The sequence below is a fragment of the Leisingera sp. S132 genome, assembly GCF_025144465.1.
Lineage (GTDB): Bacteria > Pseudomonadota > Alphaproteobacteria > Rhodobacterales > Rhodobacteraceae > Leisingera.
This window is the reverse complement of record NZ_CP083553.1, coordinates 302,820-319,711: the sequence shown is the minus strand read 5'-3', so window position 1 is coordinate 319,711 and position 16,892 is coordinate 302,820. Positions and strand designations below refer to the sequence as shown.

Sequence of the window (16,892 nt, the reverse complement as noted above, 5' to 3'; positions counted from 1 at the left end):
GAAGGAGAAAGAAGGCTATGCTGACAGACCTGCCTGCTGAACGCGCAGCATCTTTACGAGCGCCTTCTCGAAATCCGTAGGATGATGCGTTTCACTGGTCACGATGCCAAGTTTGCGGGTCAGACGGCGGTCTTTCAGAGGAATAGTTATCAGACCAGGAAGCTTGCAGGCTTTGGCGGCATCCTCCGGAACCAAGGCCACACCCAGGTTTTGGCAAACCATCTGGAAACCGGTCAGCAATTGCCTGACTTCCGCAATAGTTTCAGGTTCTATGCCCGTTCTTTCCGTGATGACTGACAGCCAATCATGCGAGGTTGTGCCTGAAGGAAAGCGGATAATTGGCTGTGAGAGCAAGGACGCCTCGTCAATTTCTGTTGCCCCGGCCAAGGCGTTTTCTTCGGAAACGACGACGCAGGCAAAATCCTGATGCAGCACTTCGAAGCGCAATCCAGGTGACGGCACAAAGACGCTTGTGATCGCAAAATCAATGTCCCCATTCCGGACGAGGTGAAAACTTTCTTCGTTGTCGATCTCCGAAATGTCGAGGATGTGTTTGCTGAAGCTCTCCCGGATTGACCGGAAAGCCGGCGCCAAGGAAAGGGCGGCATAGGAGGCAGGGCTGGCGATCCTCAAGATCTGTTCAGTTCCTCGGCCAAGCGAAGCCAGCTGATCCAGTATCGCACCATTGCTTGACAAGAAACGGCGAAACGCCGGGAGCAGTGCGGCTCCGCCTGCCGACAAACGCAGCCCCTCCTTGTCCCGTACCATCAAGCTGATCTGCAATTGCTCTTCCAGTTGTTTTACATGCTGTGAGACCGCCGGCTGGGTCAGCCCCAGCATCTTGGCGGCTTCTGAGAACGAGCGGTGTTCCGCTACCGCAAGCAGGCTGCGGACGCGGCGCACCGAAAGCTCCTCACGCCGTGATCTGTCGATAAGCATTCTGCACCCTGTATAATGAAACGTAATTTTCCTCAACTTTCATAAGGGAGTATCAAGTCGCAATCTTCAAGACTGCCAGGAGAAAACAATGCAAGCGCACGACCCGGCAATTCAGCTGATACGCGCCCGAAAAGGTCACCGCTGTTATGGTATGGGGCTCGGGATCATCATTCTGGATGATATTTATCCGGGGTTTCCCGGTGACGTTCGAAACGCCAGCGCGCATCGGTTCCCGATCCAGTATGAAATTGCGGAAGGGGTCGACATTAAACAGCTGGTGCGAGGCGAACAGAAGCAGGTTCTGCTGGAACCGGTTCTTGCAGCCGCGCGCAAGCTGGAGCGAATGGGATGCCGTGCAATAGCGGCGGAATGCGGCTACTTCGCCTGGTTTCAGAAGGAAATTGCCGGAGCGGTGAATGTACCGGTTTTTGCATCCAGCTTGCTGCAGGTTCCAATGGCCCAGATCATAGTGGGGACGAAGCAGACTGTCGGCATACTTGTTGCGGAGGGCGATCAGCTTCAGGAACGGCACCTGACTTCGGTGGGGGTGCAGCCGGGGTCGAACTACGTCGTCCTCGGCGCAAAGGATGATGGCAAATGCCCGCAGTTCGACAGCCTGTGGACCAAGGACATCCGGCCGGACGTGCCTGCCGCGGACTATTCCAAGGCAGAGCGGGATATCGTGGCGGTTGCCCAGGATTTTGCCGCTGCGCATCCATCTATGGGCGCAATGGTGCTTGAATGCACCGGCTTTCAACCCTTCGCCCGTGCCATTCAGCGTGAGATCGGGATGCCGGTATTCAGCTGGTCGACATTGCTGGACTATGCTTATTCCGCGGCGGTTCACCGGGATTTTTACGGGCACGTCTGATGTGCTGCCGGTGGTTGAGCTATTTGGTCAGACAGCGGCGCTCCTGAGGCAACTGGCCCGGCCCTGGCTGCCGCGCCGCTATACCTAAGGCTGCTCCCCTCAGGAAAGCGAAACGCCAGCCGGGGAACCGGCGCACCGGCTAGAGACCCGTATGGAGGCCATTCATGCACTTTAAGAGCGAAGTAATCGACATCACTTCCGAAAGCAGGCCAAGCCAGGTGCTGGCTTCCAAAATCAAGAATGGGCCACCCGGCCTCCAGGTGGTCTATGCACGGGACTGGATGCTTTCGGACGCGCTTCTGGGTGCGGCCGCTTGGGCCTTATACGAACAGGGTAAGGTCGATTTGGTGCAGCGGCGCCTTTCAAGCGGCAGAAAGGCAAAGTTTGAGTATATCGCTATCAAGCGCAAAGAACCCGACCTGATGCTCGCGATGGAAAATCCGGATGTTTGAAAGAGGGCTGCCCGAAAAGGGCAGCCCGTTCCCAGCGGCATGGGGTTCCCTGCGGTTGCAGCATTCGGGCCTTGCGGCAGATGCATCAACCTGGGCGGCGCTTCGAAGAGCTGTGGAACGTAAAGGTTCTTGAATGTTCAAACAGTTGCCGTCTTGCGCTTCCGGCCGGGACAGGAAAACCTGGAACGTCTCACTTCACCGGCAAGTAAGCGGTAGCAATCATTTCGACCTTCACGCCTGCGCTTGCCAGAGATGCGCCGCCGGTGGCGCGGGCCGGCGGGCTGGCAGGGTTCACCCAGTCATCCCAGGCCGTGTTCATTCCGGCAAATTCCGCCATATCCCTGAGCCAGACCTGAATCGTGACAAGATCGGATTTGCTGCCGCCCAGCTCAGCCAGGATGGCGTCGATCTTGCCAAGCGTCTCAGCGGTCTGGGCGGTAATATCCGAATCGCGCCGGTCAGGGATCTGCCCGGCCAGGTAAACCATATCGCCGGCGCGAACGGCTTGGCTCATGCGCGGTCCGGGTTTGTGCCGTTTGAGTGTCATGCAGGTTGTCCTTTAGTTGTCTGTGATTTTGAGGCGGTCAGATTTCGGAGCGGCTTTCCCATTCCACCAGTTTCATGCGGCCGTTGACGCCAACGGAACGGAACGGGTCCGGCGGCAGGACCGAAGGCCGTCCGCTGACAGCGATGACGTCCTCCAGCTCCTGGGATTTATGTCCCACCGCGAGATCAACCAGCAGCCGGCCCGAGCTGGCGCCGCGGGTCATCCCGACACCGTTGTAGCAATTGGCCGAGTACACCCCGGGCGCCATTTCCCCGAAGAAAGTCGCGTGATTGCGGGACAGGCTGACGACACCTCCCCAGGTCGAGGTGATTGGCACATCACTGAGCGCAGGAAACCGCCTGTCCAGCCCTTCCCGGTGTGCCTCCGCCACTTTGGCGAGGTCGCGGCCGGAGGCCCGGTAGTCAGGCGCATAACCATAATGGTTACGGATCAGAAGCCGTCCGTCCGCCGTCATCCGCAATGTCGTGCCTCCGGCATCCGCAGGAGTAAGCCCCCAATTCATCCGGCCGCTGTAGCGCTTGCGCTCTGCAAGCGTCAGCGCCCGGGTAATGCTGGCATAGGTGATAGTGGGCAGGATGCGGTTCTTCATGTACCCGAATTCCGCGGTGTAGGGATCTGTTGCCAGGATTACCCGATTGGCTGAAACCGGGCAGGTTTCGCCGCCGGAAAGCCGCAGCTGGGCGTCAAACCCATCGCCTTTTTCGCGGAACTCCACTACTGCCGCGTCATCGCGCAGGGTGACATTTTCCGGCAGCGCCAGTGCAAGGCCGCGCACCAGCAGAAACGGATCGACCAGAACTGTGCCGGGTGTGAACACCGCCCCTGCGTAGTAATCCGTGCCCATGATCGCGGCGCAAGCCTGGCGGTCCAGCACCTCGTAGTGCTCTCCAATTTTGTCGAGTGCATCGCAGAACTTGCGCATCATACCTGTGCCGCGTTTCTTGACGGCGCCCTGCAGTTTGCCCTCGGGCGACCAGTCGCAGGCAATGTTCAGCCGTTCGGTCTGCTCCTGCAGCACGCTGATGGCACTGCGGTTCAGCTTCATAATCTTGTGCAGGCGCGCGGCATCAGGATGGTCAAGATCAAATTTGTGCGGCAGATCCAGCAGGAACCCGGAATTCCGCCCCGACGCCCCCCAGCCGACCGGACGGGCGTCCACCAGCAGAACCCGGTCCTGCGGGGCCAACTCGCCCAAACGGTGCGCTGCGGAAAGGCCGGTGATCCCGGCTCCGACAACCAGCCAGTCATAGCGGCCCTCGACGGCGGCCTCCTCGCTGACCGGTACGATTTCATCTGCCGGGCGCCAGCCGGTGGGCCGGTCAAGCGGTGGGATCTTGGGGGTGCAGGTGCGGTTTGGCATGGTCTTTCCAGACGTCGAAGTCAGGTTGCAGAAATTATTTGGACAGCCCGTCCCAGGCTGGTCTCCAGCTGCGGCAGGTCCTTTAGAAACGCGATGTCAGAACGGGTCCGGGCCATCCCATCAGTTGCCACAGTTGCTGTGTACAGCTCCTGGCCAGGGCCGGGGACAGCAAGACGGCGCCCGTCCGGGCCGCAGACCATGCTGCCTCCGGCAAACACCGGGTTGCAGCCCTCGGCCGCGAAATCGCAATAGGCAACAAAAATCCCGTTCTCATAGGCGCGGGCCGGGATCACACAGTCGGATACCACCCGCCAGTCGGCCCGCAGGGCAGTCGGCACGATCAGCAACTCGACCCCTGCCAGTGCTGCATGGCGCGGCAGTTCGGGGAATTCGACATCATAGCAAATGACCACGGCGCAACGGATGCCTTGGAAATCGAACACCCTCGGCCCGTTGCCGCAGGCAAAACAGCCGCGTTCGAAGTCATTCGGCATCATAGTTTTGCGGTAATTGTGCAAGAGCTTGCCATCACAGCCGAAGACGATGGCGCTATTGTACAACTCTGTGCCGTCGCGCTCCGGATAGCCCAGTACCAGCCCGACGCAATGCCGTGCTGCAAGCTGGGCAGCCGCAACCAGAAGCGGCGAATTTTGTTGCTGGGCCATGCCCCGCGCCGCCTCTGGGCTGCCGTAGCCGCACAGGAAGAGTTCTGGCGTCACCAACAGCTGCGCGCCCATACGCGCGGCTTCTGCTAACGAGGTATCGAGATCGGCCAGTGCCTGTGCGGCAGTGCGCAGGGCAGGCTGCGCCTGGTAAAGCGCAAGGGTTAGTTGTGTCATTGGAATTTACAGCCACGGGATTAGTGCAGGCCAAGCAGGCGGGGCACAAACAGGGACAATTCAGGCAGGAAGGTCACCATCATCATCACCGGTAACGCGACGAAGAAGATGATCTGCAATGCAGGTGCAACGGCTTTGTGGATCGAAACCTTGCCGATGCGACACGCCATATAGAGGATCGGAGCAACCGGCGGGCTATTCGCACCGATGACAACGGAGCAGGCCACAATTGAGGCATAGTGAACCGGATCCACACCTTGCGCTACCATCAGCGGCATCATTAGCGGGGCGATCACCACAGTCACCGACAGGTCGTCCATGATCATACCTACGAAGATCAGGAAGGCATTGACCAGGAGAAGGATCAGAATTTTGTTCTCGGTCACCCTAGTGACGGCTTCGGTCAGCTCCTGAGGCACACTTTCTGCCACCATGATGCGGCCGATCATGAAGGAAAACAGCAGGATCAGGATGATGGTTCCGGTGGTTTCCCCCGCCTCGACCAGGCTTTGCTGGAAGCGCTTCAGGGTTAGGTCGCGATAGATGAAAAACCCGATCAGGATGGCCATGAACAGGGCCACGGCGGCCGCCTCGGTCGGGGTGAAGACCCCGCCATAGATGCCGCCCAGGATAACGACGGGCATCATGAGGGCCGGTGTTGCTTGCCAGACAGCGCGCAGCGGGCTGTGCGGCGACTTCTGTGCCGCAATGGCGGCCATCCGTTGCGGCGTATCCACCAGCATCCGCGCGGTGCTGATCTTGTTGAAAACCATCAGCCCCAGCATCAGCAGCAGGCCAGGCACAATGGTCGCAGCAAACAGGGCCGTGATCGACTGGCGCGTCACCACACCGAAAAGGATCAGAGTGATCGACGGTGGGATCAGAATTCCCAGAAGCGAGGACACCCCAAGCAGAGCGCTGGTATAGCCGCGCGAATAGCCGCGTTCGGCCAGCGGATCGCCCATGATCGTCCCGATTGACGCCACAGCGGCGGTTGCGGTGCCCGAGATCGCGCCGAACACTCCGGAAGAGGCAATCAGGGCACCGCCGAGACCACCCTTACGCCCGCGCAAAGCCAGCGTCATGAAGCTGATCAGCCGCGCCGCAACACCACCGCTCTGCATCAGGTAGCCGGCCAGCACGAACAGCGGCAAAGCCAGGAGAATAACGGAGTCCAGCGAGCGGAACCCCTGCAACAGCAGGGTTGTGGTGCTGACGTCGTAAGCCCACACCAAAAACATCAGAACGCCTGCAAAAGACCAGGCAACCGGAACCCCAAAGATCATCAGGGCCATCAGCAGAAGAATTCCCAAGAGCGCTTCCATGTCTCAATCTTTCTTTGCAACGGGGCTGTCGCCGCGGGACACGGCAAGGAAGGCGGTGGCAAGATCCCGCAGCGCGTAGACCGCACAGAGGATCGAGGCCAGGACCACCGCAGACTGCGGGATGAGTAGCGGCAGACTGAGCGCCGGCGTCGTCTGCGGCCGCTTCATCGACCAGGCCACCATGTCGGCGGCCAAGCTGACAAAGAACAAGCTGAGCACGACCATGACCAGTGAAACCGCCAGATTGTGCCAGTGGCGCGCCCTGGGGCTGGTCAATGACAGCGACAGGAAATCCACCACCAGGTGCTCCTTGTTGCGCGCCGCCACCACGGCGCCGCACATGTACAGCCAGATCGCCGACATCGTCGCCAGCTCCAGTACGCCGACCACCGACCAGCCAAGCACAAAGCGGGCCAGAACGAGAAACAGGATCAAAAGGGTTATGGCGAGGTTTGCGATGATGATGATGGCGTTCAGCAGCCGCATCAGCTCGCGGTCCAGCGCCTTGGCAAAGGCAAGCATGGCATTCCGCTCCCGTTATTTTTTGTCTGAGAACAGGCCGCCGCGGCTGCACGCGCCGCGGCGGCACAGGCGTCAGTTCACTTCGGCCCGGATCAGATCCATGATGTCCTTGCCGACATCAGGCTCCATCTGCGGCCAAACCTCTTCGCGCACCTTGGCGGCGATCGGGGCGAGCTGCTCATCGGTCAGCTCGAAGTACTCCATGCCGGATTCGACGGCCAGCTGCACATAGCGGTCGTCATCTTCCTTGGCGGCGGTGAACCGGGCTTCCATCGTGGCGATGGCGGCTTCCTCGATCAGCTTCTTGTGCTCATCCGAAAGGCCCTCATAGGTCTCCAGATTAACCAGAAGATTGCCGGTGACGAATGTGTGCTTGGTGCGCACATAGTAATCCAGCACATCGCGGAAGTATTCGTAGTCCCAGTAGATCACATTGCCTGCATCGCCGTCGACCACGCCGGTCTGGATCGAAGTGTAGACTTCGCCCCAATCGATTGCCGCTGTCTGATAGCCCATGGATTCAAGGATTTGCGGAAAGGGGAACAGCGGCGGGGTGCGCACCTTCACTCCCTGTGCGCCTGCAAGATCAGTCGCATAGGAGCCGCGCGTCGCAACCCCGCTAAACCCCTCCGGCCAAGCGCCGAAATACTTCAGGCCGATGTCGTTGAACACGGTGTTCAGAACGCCATTGGCCCAGCCGCCAGGCTTGTAGGCCTCCAGCGCCTCCTCCCAGGAGGTGACCATATAGGGTGTGTTCAGGATGCCGATCCGCTTGTCGTAAGAGGTGGACGGCCAGGAAATCATCGCATCCACATCGCCGGCCACAAACAGGTCGAACACCTCAAGCTGGCCGCCCAGCTCATTCTGGTAGAATACCTTGACGCCGATTTCGCCGTCCGATCCCTCCTCGACCGCCTTGGCCCATTCGGCAAGCGCCATGCCCGACGGCGAGTTGCGGTCGCCCGAGTCGGTCGCAAACTTCAGCTCAATTTCCGCTGCCGCGCCGGTCGCCGCCAGAATGGCCCCTGCGGCAACTGCCGAAAACACCTTCTTCAACATCTCCATTCTCCTCCTTGGATATGTCCCGTCACGGCAAGCATAACGCCTGTTATGTGACTTGCATAACGTGCGTTATGTCCCATACTGAAGTCAATGGATTTTTTTTGTCCGGGCAGCGGCTCCGGGCCCCGGCAGGAGCGGACATGGCAGGCAGCAGCGCAAAGAAAACCCGCAATCTCGACCGCTCAAACTGGATCGCGGCAGCGCGTAAGGCGCTGGTGGAAAACGGGATTACCGGCATCAGCCTGCGCCGTCTGGCAGAAGAGCTGAATGCAACCACCGGCGCGTTTTACTGGCAGTTTTCCAATCTTGAGGAGCTGCTGGAAGACGTGCGCCAGGATTGGGCAGTGCGCAATACCGCCCCGTTCACGGAGGCCATAGAATCAGCCGGAGCGGACGGCTGGCAGCAGTATCTGGCCTATGTGCGGGTGCTGGTTTTCGAGGAGGAGTTCGATCCGCTCTATGACAATGCCATCCGGGAATGGGCTCACAGTTCGCCCCGCACTGCCGAGGTTCTGCGCGAAATCGAAGCCTTCCGGATTGAGCAGCTGCAATCGGTTTTCCACGCGCTTGGCTTCACCGGCCGGGCCGCATTGATCCGCGCGCGGGTCACCTATTTCTCGCAGACCGGCTATAACGCTATGCAAATCACCGAAACCTTCGAAGAACGCCTGGAAAACATCCCCTATTACGCCGAGGTGCTGACAGACCGCACCACGCTGCTGGAACTGACAACCTCAAGCGAAGTGCGGCAGGAATTATCTGGCAACAGCGGGCGATCATGAGCGGCAACTTCTTCTGAAATAGGTTGAGAACCGCCTGCAGTCACCACCCGAGACAAAGCGAATGGGGCTATGTCCCATCCCCTGTGAATTCATGGTAGCAAAATTGCTGCTCGTTGTATGAATGGCCGCGTTTTCTTCTGCTATGCGGTACGAAAATCTACGCCTTTGCAGCGGAATCTGTGCTGCGAGCACGCGCAGCGAAAAAATCCAAGGTACGGGTTGGGCTCAGAGCCGACTTGCGACGATGCGGCAGCAGGCTTGCAGCGAAACCTCACCAGAACCCTCCCGACAGATGGCACAAGCCAGCCCAAAGCGGCCGTGGATAAGTGGTGCCGAACCGAAGATGCTGCTGGTGCGAAATTCCATGGTCATTTTCCCGGAAGCGGACCCTTGGCAGGGCCAAGCTGCCTCACGGGATGCTGCGGGGTTGCACCGGGGGCAGGGGAGCGCAATAGCGACCTTTGCAAAGTCAGTTGCTATGGCCTTCATGCAGGACACCTCCGGCCCACTGCAGACATTCGTGTCTCCACTACACCTCGCAGTGCGGTTTCACCGAGTCGGCCCGAAAATGTGCCCAACAATGCTAAGCAGTCCTCACCGTGATATCTAAGCACTAGGCGTCGCCAGCAAAGTGTCCTACATCTCAGGTAACCAAAGAACAAATGTCCATACGGCGAAGCACATTTATGACCATTAAAGTCAATCCAGATGTCCTGATATGGGCACGTGAGACTGCTGGTTTCACATTGGAAGATGCTGCGCGCAAGCTTTTCGCTGATGGAGTTCGTGCGACGGCTGACGAGAAGCTGGAAGCGCTGGAGAATGGCGACAGAGAACCGTCCCGCACGCAACTGAATAGCTTTGCCAAGCTGTACAAAAGGCCCTTGCTGGCTTTTTACATGGAACAGCCGCCGCGCACCGGACGCAGAGGACAGGACTTTCGTCAAAGCCCGGACAGCCGCACCAAGCGCGAAAATGCTATGTTGGATGCACTGTTGCGTGATGTGAAGGCTCGGCAAGAAGCCGTAAAGGACATCCTCATAGATGACGAGGATTTTTGGGAGCACAAATTTGTAGGTTCCGTGAATCTCAAAACGAGTGTTGAGACCACGGTGAAATCCATTTCCAACGAGCTTGGGTTTGACTACACGGATGTTAGCTTACGCCGCGGTGACCCGGACAAGCTGTTTAAACGTCTGCGTAAGCAAGTGGAAGACATCGGCGTTTTTGTATTGCTGTTGTCTGATCTTGGTTCGCACCACTCCACAATTCCGTCCAGTGTGTTCCGCGGCTTTGCAATTGCTGATGATGTCGCCCCGTTCATTGTGATTAACGCAAAAGAGGCTAAGCCCTCCCGTTCCTTTACGCTGATGCACGAACTTGCCCATATTTGGCTTGGAACCACAGGAGTAAGCGGTCAGGCCTCTGCTGACACACCGATAAACCAAACCGCCAAGATTGAACGGTTCTGCAATGACGTGGCTGGAGAGTTTCTTTTGCCATCGGCACACTTCCGCAAAGGTATGCCCGAGTTTCACCCTGACGATAGCAAGAGTGCGGAGCCCGTGGTTGATAGTATTGCTTATAAGTGGTCTGTCAGTGGTCCGATGGTCGCCTATCAACTCTATAGGACAGGTGACCTAACTGGCGATGCCTATGGTCGTCTCCGTGGGGTTTACGCGGCACGTTGGCAGGCTGCACTCAAAAGCCAAAAAGAAAAGATGAAAGATAGCGACGGGCCAAACCCGCACATTGTGAAGTCTCACAATCTGGGCAACGCATTATTGGAGGTCGTCTATCGTTCCGTTCGCGGCAATGCGCTTACCTACACGAAGGCTGCAAACCTTTTGGGGGCGAAACCATCTGCGGTAGAACCTCTGTTGAGAAGGTATGAGGCGAAACGAAAAAAGGGTGATCTGTTCTCCAATGCGAGCGGAGCGCATTGATGTATTTAATTGATGCCAACGTGTTGATAACGGCCAAGAACACCTACTACCCTTTAGAACACATCCCGCAGTTTTGGGAATGGCTCATTGCTCAAGGTGAAGCCAATAGGATCAAGATGCCGCGCGAGATTTATGACGAAGTGTCTGGTGGGACCGATGACTTGGCTGACTGGATCAAGAGCGAAGAGGCAAAAGAAGCGCTACTTTTAGATGAGGACGCAGACCCCGCGTTGGTTCAGCGAGCGCTACGTTACGGGTATCAAAGCAATGACGCTAAGTTCACAGATAGTGAACTGATCAAGGTAGGTCGAGACGCGTTCCTTGTTGCTTATGGCCTTGTGAGCAGCAACAGGACAGTTGTGACAAAAGAAGTCACGAAACGAACAAAGCGTCTTGGCGCGACACGACTACCAGATGCATGTGACGACTGCGCCGTGTCTTGGTGTGATGACTTCACGATGTACCGCACTTTGGACTTCAACTTGCGCTGAAAAACATGCCTGGTCAGTAGAAATGATCGAACAACTGATTTGGCGCGTTCTGCTGGCACGCTGCGAAGGCCCGGTTTCCGCCCGACCTGCATGCGAACCCGTCGCGGCTAAGCGACAGGCCGGAGGTCCGGTTCGGGCTGACTGGCGTCGTCTGGCAGAAGCGTCCTGGTGAAGTTTCGCTGCAAACCTGTCGCCGCATCGCCGCAAGTCGGCAGTGAGCCCACAGCCGACAAGCAGATTTTTCGCTTCGCTCGCTCGCAGCAACAAAATCGCCGCGACTGCATCATTTCCCGCTCCGTCGCGCGGCGTGAAAACCAGCCGTTCAAGCATATTGCAGCAATATCTGTCGCCCGAAATCACTGGTCGCGGGGTCATCTGTCTTTTGTTACTTCAGCGCCCATTCACGCAGAGTGCCTTTGCATCTGCAGCGGTGAATTCGCAACGAAACCGCGGAGTCACGGAAGCTCCTATTCAGGAAAGCGCGTTTTGACAGCCCCCTAAGCTATACTGCGCTGCCTCTGCGACCAGTTGCGGTGGGGTAAACTCTGAGTGGTTGAAACTCAAGCACTGCCCGTTTTGCTCGACTCCAGAACACAATCTGGCAGAGCTAGGGCGATACAAACGGCCTGAGCCAAACGCTGACCAAAGAGCCGGGTGCGCACACTCGAACTCAATTTTCAGGATACCTAAGTATGTGAATAACGCTTTACGCGGGCTGGCCGCTCCAAGCTCTGAGCCTCATTCTATGGCAATGCTACGAATGGCCGTTTTGGCGACTTGTTCGAACACGGAACGGTCGTTTGACGACGATGCGACGATCATGCCCCCTTCGAGGGCGGCAACAATGAGGCTTGCAACATCTTCCGCATCCCTGACCTTGTGCTTGGAGAACAGGGCGGTGAGCCAGGCCCTGTTCATCTCGAAGAAGGCCTTGGTTCGCTGATTGACATTTTCTGGTAGACCGATGGCTTCCGCCCCCATGATAGCGCAGAGGCAAATCGATTCATTCAGCACAAGTGCATTTGAATAGAGCCCGACAAAGCTGTCTATGGCAGTTTGCAGATTGTCCGGATCAATCTTGTCCAAATCTTCCTTGAACCGTTCAGCATAGCGGGCGACGAGCGCCTCTCCAAGATCATGCTTGGCGGGGAAGTGGTAGTGAACGCTGGCGCTTTTGATTCCCACATCGTTGGCCAGATCGCGGAAACTCATCTCCGAGAAGCCAGCGCTTCGCACCCTTTTTTCAGCAGCGATAAGAATTTTTTCTTTCATTGTCAGTGGCATGACGGCCTCCAGTCTATCAATCGATAGATATCAGTTGACAGGCGGGAAATCAATTCCTAGCTTTTGACTACCTACTGATAGATAGACAGAAAAAAGGAACTCTCCCAATGGCTACCGGAAACAAACAAAAGCGCGTCCTGCTCGTCATGTCCTCCGTTGACGAAATGGGGATCTCGGGCAAGCAGACCGGCACCTGGTTCGAAGAGGTTGCAACCCCGTATTATATCCTGACGGAAGCAGGCTATGAGGTTGTCTTTGCTTCGCCTGAAGGCGGCAATGCACCCATTGACCTCTTGTCCATGAAGGCCCCGTTCACCACCGAAAACACCGACCGTTTCTTCAGCGATCCGGTTGCGATGTTCGCGGTTCAGAACACCCGCAAGCTGCGCGAGATTGACTATTCAACCTTTGATGCGCTCTTCGTGCCGGGCGGCTACGGCCTGATCTGGGATCTGGCTTCGGACAGCTACACCATCAAGATGATCCGCGACTTCTACGAAACCGACCGGCCTGTTGCCATGGTCTGCCACGCGCCGGCCATCCTGCGGGACATCAAGAAATCCGACGGCTCCTACCTGGTTGATGGCGTCAGCCTGACCGGCTTCAAGAACGACGAGGACAGCGAGATCGAGCTTCTTCATCACCTGCTGTTCTCGCTGGAAGACGAACTGAAGCGCCGTGGCGCCAACTACATCAGCAAAGCCAATTGGGAAGCCAATGTGGTCGAGGATGGCGCCCTGATGACCGGCCAGAGCCCGGCGTCTGCACCCCCGCTCGCGGAAGCGCTCAAGCAGCGCCTGTCTGCCTGACGCCGGCTGCCGGGGCGGACACTTGTCCGCCCCGGCACCTCGAAACGGAGAAGACCCATGCCCATCAAGCTTCAACCCATCGATAGTGTCGAGATCCTGGTGCTGATCGATAACCAGACCGACAGCCTGTCCAGTGTGCCCGAGGGGTTCACCCATGAATGGGTCAATCTGCACAATGCCGGGATGGAGAAGATTTCGGGCGCCGGTCAATGCTGTGCCAATCACGGTCTGGCGCTGATCATCACGGCCAAACGCGGCGATACGGAGCATACATTGCTCTTTGACGCCGGCCCCGTTGATTTTGCCGTCGGGTTCAATGCATCGCGCCTGGGCAAGTCCTTTGCCTCCATCGAGGCCATCGCGCTGTCGCATGGGCACTGGGACCATGCGGGCGGCATTCCTGCGGCCATCGACCTGATCCGCAAGGATGGCCAGACCGGTGATCTGCCGGTTTATCTGCATCCCGGCATGTTCCGCAAACGCGCTTTTCCGCTCTCGTCTGGAGAGCTGATCGAAATCCGCGAAATCGCCACGCCCGAAGAACTGGCTGCGCAGGGGGCAACACCCGTTGTCACCGATCAGCCGCTCAGCGTGCTGGACGAAATGTTCTATGTCTCGGGAGAAATTCCCCGCATCACGGATTACGAGGCCGGGTTTCCGGGCCATGTCCGCCGCACCGAGGACGGCACGGGGTGGGAAGACGACCCGCTGCTCATGGACGAGCGCTATGTCGCGGTAAACATCGCAGGCAAGGGGCTGGTTGTGTTTTCGGCCTGTTCGCATGCGGGCATCGTCAATGTCCTTCATGCCGCCCGAAGAGACTTCCCCGGCGTGCCAATCCACGGCCTGACCGGCGGCTTCCACCTTGCCGGCGGCAACGAAAAGATCATCGGCCAGACCGTCGCCGACTTTGCGCAATTCGACATCGACCTGATCATGCCAGGCCACTGTACCGGATGGCGCGCGACTAACGCGCTGGAACGCCAATACGGCGAGCGTGTCGTGCCAATTGCCGTCGGCATGAAGATCAATCTCTGAGAAAGGAACAAGACATGGAAATCAATGCAAACTTTGATGAACGTGCGGTTGTCCATTCGGAAAATGAACCCTGGATTGCCTCACCGATGAAAGGCGTCGACCGCCGGATGCTGGATCGGATCGGCGATGAGGTTGCACGGGCAACAACAATTGTCCGCTATGCGCCGGGCAGCGCCTTTTCGGCCCATACCCATACCGGGGGCGAGGAGTTTCTGGTGCTCGACGGCGTCTTTCAGGACGAACACGGGGATTTTCCCGTTGGCACCTACGTGCGCAATCCGCCGACCACGTCGCACACACCTAGCGCGGCGGACGGCGCAACCATCCTTGTCAAGCTTTGGCAGTTCGACCCCGAAGACCGCACCCAGCTGACGATCGACACAACAGCTGAGGAACCGCGCCCTGTCGCGGAGGGCCTGTCCGAAATCCCGCTTTTCGAGGATTCCCGTGAACGGGTCCGGATCGAGCTGTGGAGCCCAGAGGCAGAAGTCAACGTGACCGGGCACAAGGGTTTTGAAGCACTGGTGATCGAAGGCAGCTTCACCGAAGGCGGCGAACTGTTCGGGATAAACAGCTGGCTGCGTTTGCCGCCGGGAATGGCGCTGAATGCCAAGGCCGGGTCCGAGGGCGCGCGCCTGTGGGTCAAATCCGGCCATCTGGCGGAACCGCCGATCATCCCTGCAAAAGGATAGGACTATGGCCAAACCTCTTGCAATCGTCGCTGGTGCCGGTCCCGGGCTTGGACAGGCACTGGTTTCCTCCTTTGGCCGGAACGGGTATTCGGCCTTTGGCCTGAACCGCACGGTGCCGCAAGGCGCAGGATCCACACTTGCTGTTGATCTGACCGATCCGCGCCGAAGCAGGTCCAAGCTAAGGGACATGATCTGCACCCATGGCGCGCCCAAGCTTGTGGTTCACAACACGGCAAAACTTGTCATTTCGCCATTCGAGGACACGAGCAATGACGAATTCGAGGCAACCTGGCGCGCGATGGTCTTATCCGCTGTCAATCTGGCGCGCAGTGTATTGCCTGCAATGGCCGGGACCGGCGGCGGAACGTTCATCGTCTCCGGTGCCACTGCGAGCCTGCGCGGCGGCAGGAACTTTGCAGCCTTCGCTTCAGCCAAGGCGGCCTTGCGGGCGTTGACCCAGTCTCTGGCCCGGGAATATGGGCCCAAGGGCGTCCATGTCGTGCATGTGATCCTGGACGGGATCGTCGATACAGAGGCCAGCCGGGATCTGCACAGCATGGATCCGTCACGGATGATGCAACCGGAAGACATCGCAGAGACCTATCTCGCGCTCGCCCGCCAGCCAAAATCCACCTGGACCCACGAACTGGATCTCAGACCCATGGGGGAGGCATTCTGATGCAAACGGACATTCTCATCGTGGGCGGCGGCCTGTCCGGCCTCGCCCTCGCAGACCACCTGACGCGCAAGGGCGCAGATTTCCTTCTGGTCGAGGCGCAGGACCGCCTCGGCGGGCGCATCCTGACCAAAGAGCTGTCGGGTGGAAAATTCGACCTTGGCCCGGCCTGGTTCTGGCCCGGCCAGCCGCGTATGGCGGCCCTGGCGCGGCGTTTCGATATCCCGGTCTTCCCGCAGTATTCAACCGGCGATCAGATGTATCAGGACCGGTCCGGCGCGGTCCAGCGGGCGCGCGGCTTTGCGTCCATGGAAGGGTCCTACCGGCTTGCCGGCGGCATGGGGGCCTTAATCAGTGCGCTGGCCGGATCACTGGATGCAGGGCGTATCCTGACGCAAGCCAGGCTTGAAACCGTTCAGCATTCCCCTGGCAGCATCACGGCGCATCTTGATCAGAATGGCGCATCTTTGACCGTGAAAGCCAAGAAAATCATGCTGGCCATCCCGCCCCGGGTCATTGCGGATACCGTCAGCTTTGAGCCGGCGCTTGATGAAGCTCAAAGCCGGTCCTTGAAGAATGTCCCGACTTGGATGGCCGGCCAGGCCAAGATCCTCGCCGTCTATGATCAGCCTCATTGGCGCAATGCCGGTCTCTCGGGCGATGCGATGAGCCACCGTGGTCCCATGGCCGAAATCCACGATGCCTCCGCGATGGAAGGCGGGCCTTATGCGCTGTTCGGTTTTGTCGGCGTCTCTGCGGAGGCGCGCGCAGCGCAGCGGGATGACATGATGGACCAGGCCCTGGCCCAGCTCACAGCGATGTTTGGCCCCAAAATGGCGCACCCCCTTGATCTGGTTCTGCAGGACTGGGCGGCGGTCCCGGAAATCGCGCGAGCTCAGGACCGCGTGCCATCAGGATACCATCCCAGCTACGGCTTGCCTTCAAGTCTCAGAAGCCTAGCGGCGCACGGCATGCATTTCTGTTCAACCGAGACCGCACGCGGGTTCGGCGGGTTCCTTGAAGGCGCACTGGAAGCTGCAGAACAAACTGCAAAAACTGCAGTGCTATCGATGGAAGCTGATGGCTGACCTCTTGGGCATGCTCATCTTGGCTTTTCAGCATCTGCAGCTTCGCCCCAGGGGCCGGAAGTATTAATGGTGCTTGCGGTAGAGGCGCCTGCTGCTCTTGAAATGCCGCGGATCCTGGCTCTTCGTCGCTCCAGAGACGCTCAACCGG

Annotated in this window: 18 protein-coding genes; 10 read left to right on the top strand and 8 right to left on the bottom strand. The window is 58.5% G+C overall.

The features are described from left to right. Nucleotides 1-15: 15 nt before the first annotated feature. Nucleotides 16-939 carry a LysR family transcriptional regulator gene (locus K3725_RS01535; RefSeq protein WP_260017134.1) on the bottom strand — a complete coding sequence of 308 codons (924 nt, stop codon included), beginning with the start codon at nucleotides 937-939 and terminating at the stop codon, nucleotides 16-18. 88 nt (nucleotides 940-1,027) lie between these two features. Between K3725_RS01535 and K3725_RS01530 the strand changes: the two genes are divergently transcribed. Together K3725_RS01530 and K3725_RS01525 are read left to right on the top strand one after the other, a co-directional pair. Next, nucleotides 1,028-1,810 (top strand): aspartate/glutamate racemase family protein, encoded by a 783-nt coding sequence (locus K3725_RS01530; protein WP_260017133.1) that lies wholly within the window; start codon nucleotides 1,028-1,030, stop codon nucleotides 1,808-1,810. Nucleotides 1,811-1,974: 164 nt separating this feature from the next. Further along, entirely contained in the window at nucleotides 1,975-2,262 is a 288-nt protein-coding gene (locus K3725_RS01525; protein ID WP_260017132.1) for a hypothetical protein, read from the top strand. A gap of 190 nt (nucleotides 2,263-2,452) precedes the next feature. Here K3725_RS01525 and K3725_RS01520 read toward each other — a convergent pair whose 3' ends face one another. The 6 genes from K3725_RS01520 to dctP form a co-directional block, all read right to left on the bottom strand. After that, nucleotides 2,453-2,776, bottom strand: a complete 324-nt coding sequence (locus K3725_RS01520; protein ID WP_260017131.1) for a RidA family protein — start codon at nucleotides 2,774-2,776, stop codon at nucleotides 2,453-2,455. Nucleotides 2,777-2,846: 70 nt separating this feature from the next. After that, entirely contained in the window at nucleotides 2,847-4,190 is a 1,344-nt protein-coding gene (locus K3725_RS01515) for an FAD-binding oxidoreductase (protein WP_260017130.1), read from the bottom strand. 20 nt (nucleotides 4,191-4,210) lie between these two features. Continuing rightward, nucleotides 4,211-5,029 carry a nitrilase-related carbon-nitrogen hydrolase gene (locus K3725_RS01510; RefSeq protein ID WP_260017129.1) on the bottom strand — a complete coding sequence of 273 codons (819 nt, stop codon included), beginning with the start codon at nucleotides 5,027-5,029 and terminating at the stop codon, nucleotides 4,211-4,213. A gap of 20 nt (nucleotides 5,030-5,049) precedes the next feature. Next, entirely contained in the window at nucleotides 5,050-6,354 is a 1,305-nt protein-coding gene (locus K3725_RS01505; RefSeq protein ID WP_260017128.1) for a TRAP transporter large permease, read from the bottom strand. Nucleotides 6,355-6,357: 3 nt separating this feature from the next. Beyond that, entirely contained in the window at nucleotides 6,358-6,876 is a 519-nt protein-coding gene (locus K3725_RS01500; RefSeq protein WP_260017127.1) for a TRAP transporter small permease, read from the bottom strand. A 72-nt stretch (nucleotides 6,877-6,948) separates the two neighbouring features. Beyond that, nucleotides 6,949-7,941: a TRAP transporter substrate-binding protein DctP gene (dctP, locus tag K3725_RS01495; protein ID WP_260017126.1), complete on the bottom strand. Its 993-nt coding sequence runs from the start codon at nucleotides 7,939-7,941 to the stop codon at nucleotides 6,949-6,951. 137 nt (nucleotides 7,942-8,078) lie between these two features. Here dctP and K3725_RS01490 point away from each other — a divergent pair, with 137 nt between their 5' ends. From K3725_RS01490 to K3725_RS01480, 3 genes are all read left to right on the top strand, one after another. After that, nucleotides 8,079-8,720 carry a TetR/AcrR family transcriptional regulator gene (locus K3725_RS01490; protein WP_260017125.1) on the top strand — a complete coding sequence of 214 codons (642 nt, stop codon included), beginning with the start codon at nucleotides 8,079-8,081 and terminating at the stop codon, nucleotides 8,718-8,720. A 686-nt stretch (nucleotides 8,721-9,406) separates the two neighbouring features. Then, entirely contained in the window at nucleotides 9,407-10,666 is a 1,260-nt protein-coding gene (locus K3725_RS01485; protein WP_260017124.1) for an XRE family transcriptional regulator, read from the top strand. After that, nucleotides 10,666-11,157: a DUF4411 family protein gene (locus K3725_RS01480; protein ID WP_260017123.1), complete on the top strand. Its 492-nt coding sequence runs from the start codon at nucleotides 10,666-10,668 to the stop codon at nucleotides 11,155-11,157. The genes K3725_RS01485 and K3725_RS01480 overlap by 1 nt, the downstream gene beginning before the upstream one ends. Before the next feature lie 738 nt (nucleotides 11,158-11,895). Here K3725_RS01480 and K3725_RS01475 read toward each other — a convergent pair. Continuing rightward, nucleotides 11,896-12,441, bottom strand: a complete 546-nt coding sequence (locus K3725_RS01475) for a TetR/AcrR family transcriptional regulator (RefSeq protein WP_260017122.1) — start codon at nucleotides 12,439-12,441, stop codon at nucleotides 11,896-11,898. 146 nt (nucleotides 12,442-12,587) lie between these two features. Between K3725_RS01475 and K3725_RS01470 the strand changes: the two genes are divergently transcribed. Genes K3725_RS01470 through K3725_RS01450 form a run of 5 tightly spaced genes read left to right on the top strand, consistent with a single transcriptional unit; the run spans nucleotide 12,588 to nucleotide 16,744 of the window. Continuing rightward, entirely contained in the window at nucleotides 12,588-13,250 is a 663-nt protein-coding gene (locus tag K3725_RS01470; RefSeq protein WP_260017121.1) for a type 1 glutamine amidotransferase domain-containing protein, read from the top strand. A gap of 57 nt (nucleotides 13,251-13,307) precedes the next feature. Further along, nucleotides 13,308-14,288: an MBL fold metallo-hydrolase gene (locus K3725_RS01465; RefSeq protein ID WP_260017120.1), complete on the top strand. Its 981-nt coding sequence runs from the start codon at nucleotides 13,308-13,310 to the stop codon at nucleotides 14,286-14,288. 14 nt (nucleotides 14,289-14,302) lie between these two features. Further along, nucleotides 14,303-14,980 (top strand): cupin domain-containing protein, encoded by a 678-nt coding sequence (locus K3725_RS01460; protein ID WP_260017119.1) that lies wholly within the window; start codon nucleotides 14,303-14,305, stop codon nucleotides 14,978-14,980. Between the two features lie 4 nt (nucleotides 14,981-14,984). Continuing rightward, nucleotides 14,985-15,659, top strand: a complete 675-nt coding sequence (locus tag K3725_RS01455; RefSeq protein ID WP_260006251.1) for an SDR family NAD(P)-dependent oxidoreductase — start codon at nucleotides 14,985-14,987, stop codon at nucleotides 15,657-15,659. Beyond that, nucleotides 15,659-16,744, top strand: a complete 1,086-nt coding sequence (locus tag K3725_RS01450; protein WP_260006253.1) for an FAD-dependent oxidoreductase — start codon at nucleotides 15,659-15,661, stop codon at nucleotides 16,742-16,744. The genes K3725_RS01455 and K3725_RS01450 overlap by 1 nt, the downstream gene beginning before the upstream one ends. Nucleotides 16,745-16,892 lie beyond the last annotated feature (148 nt).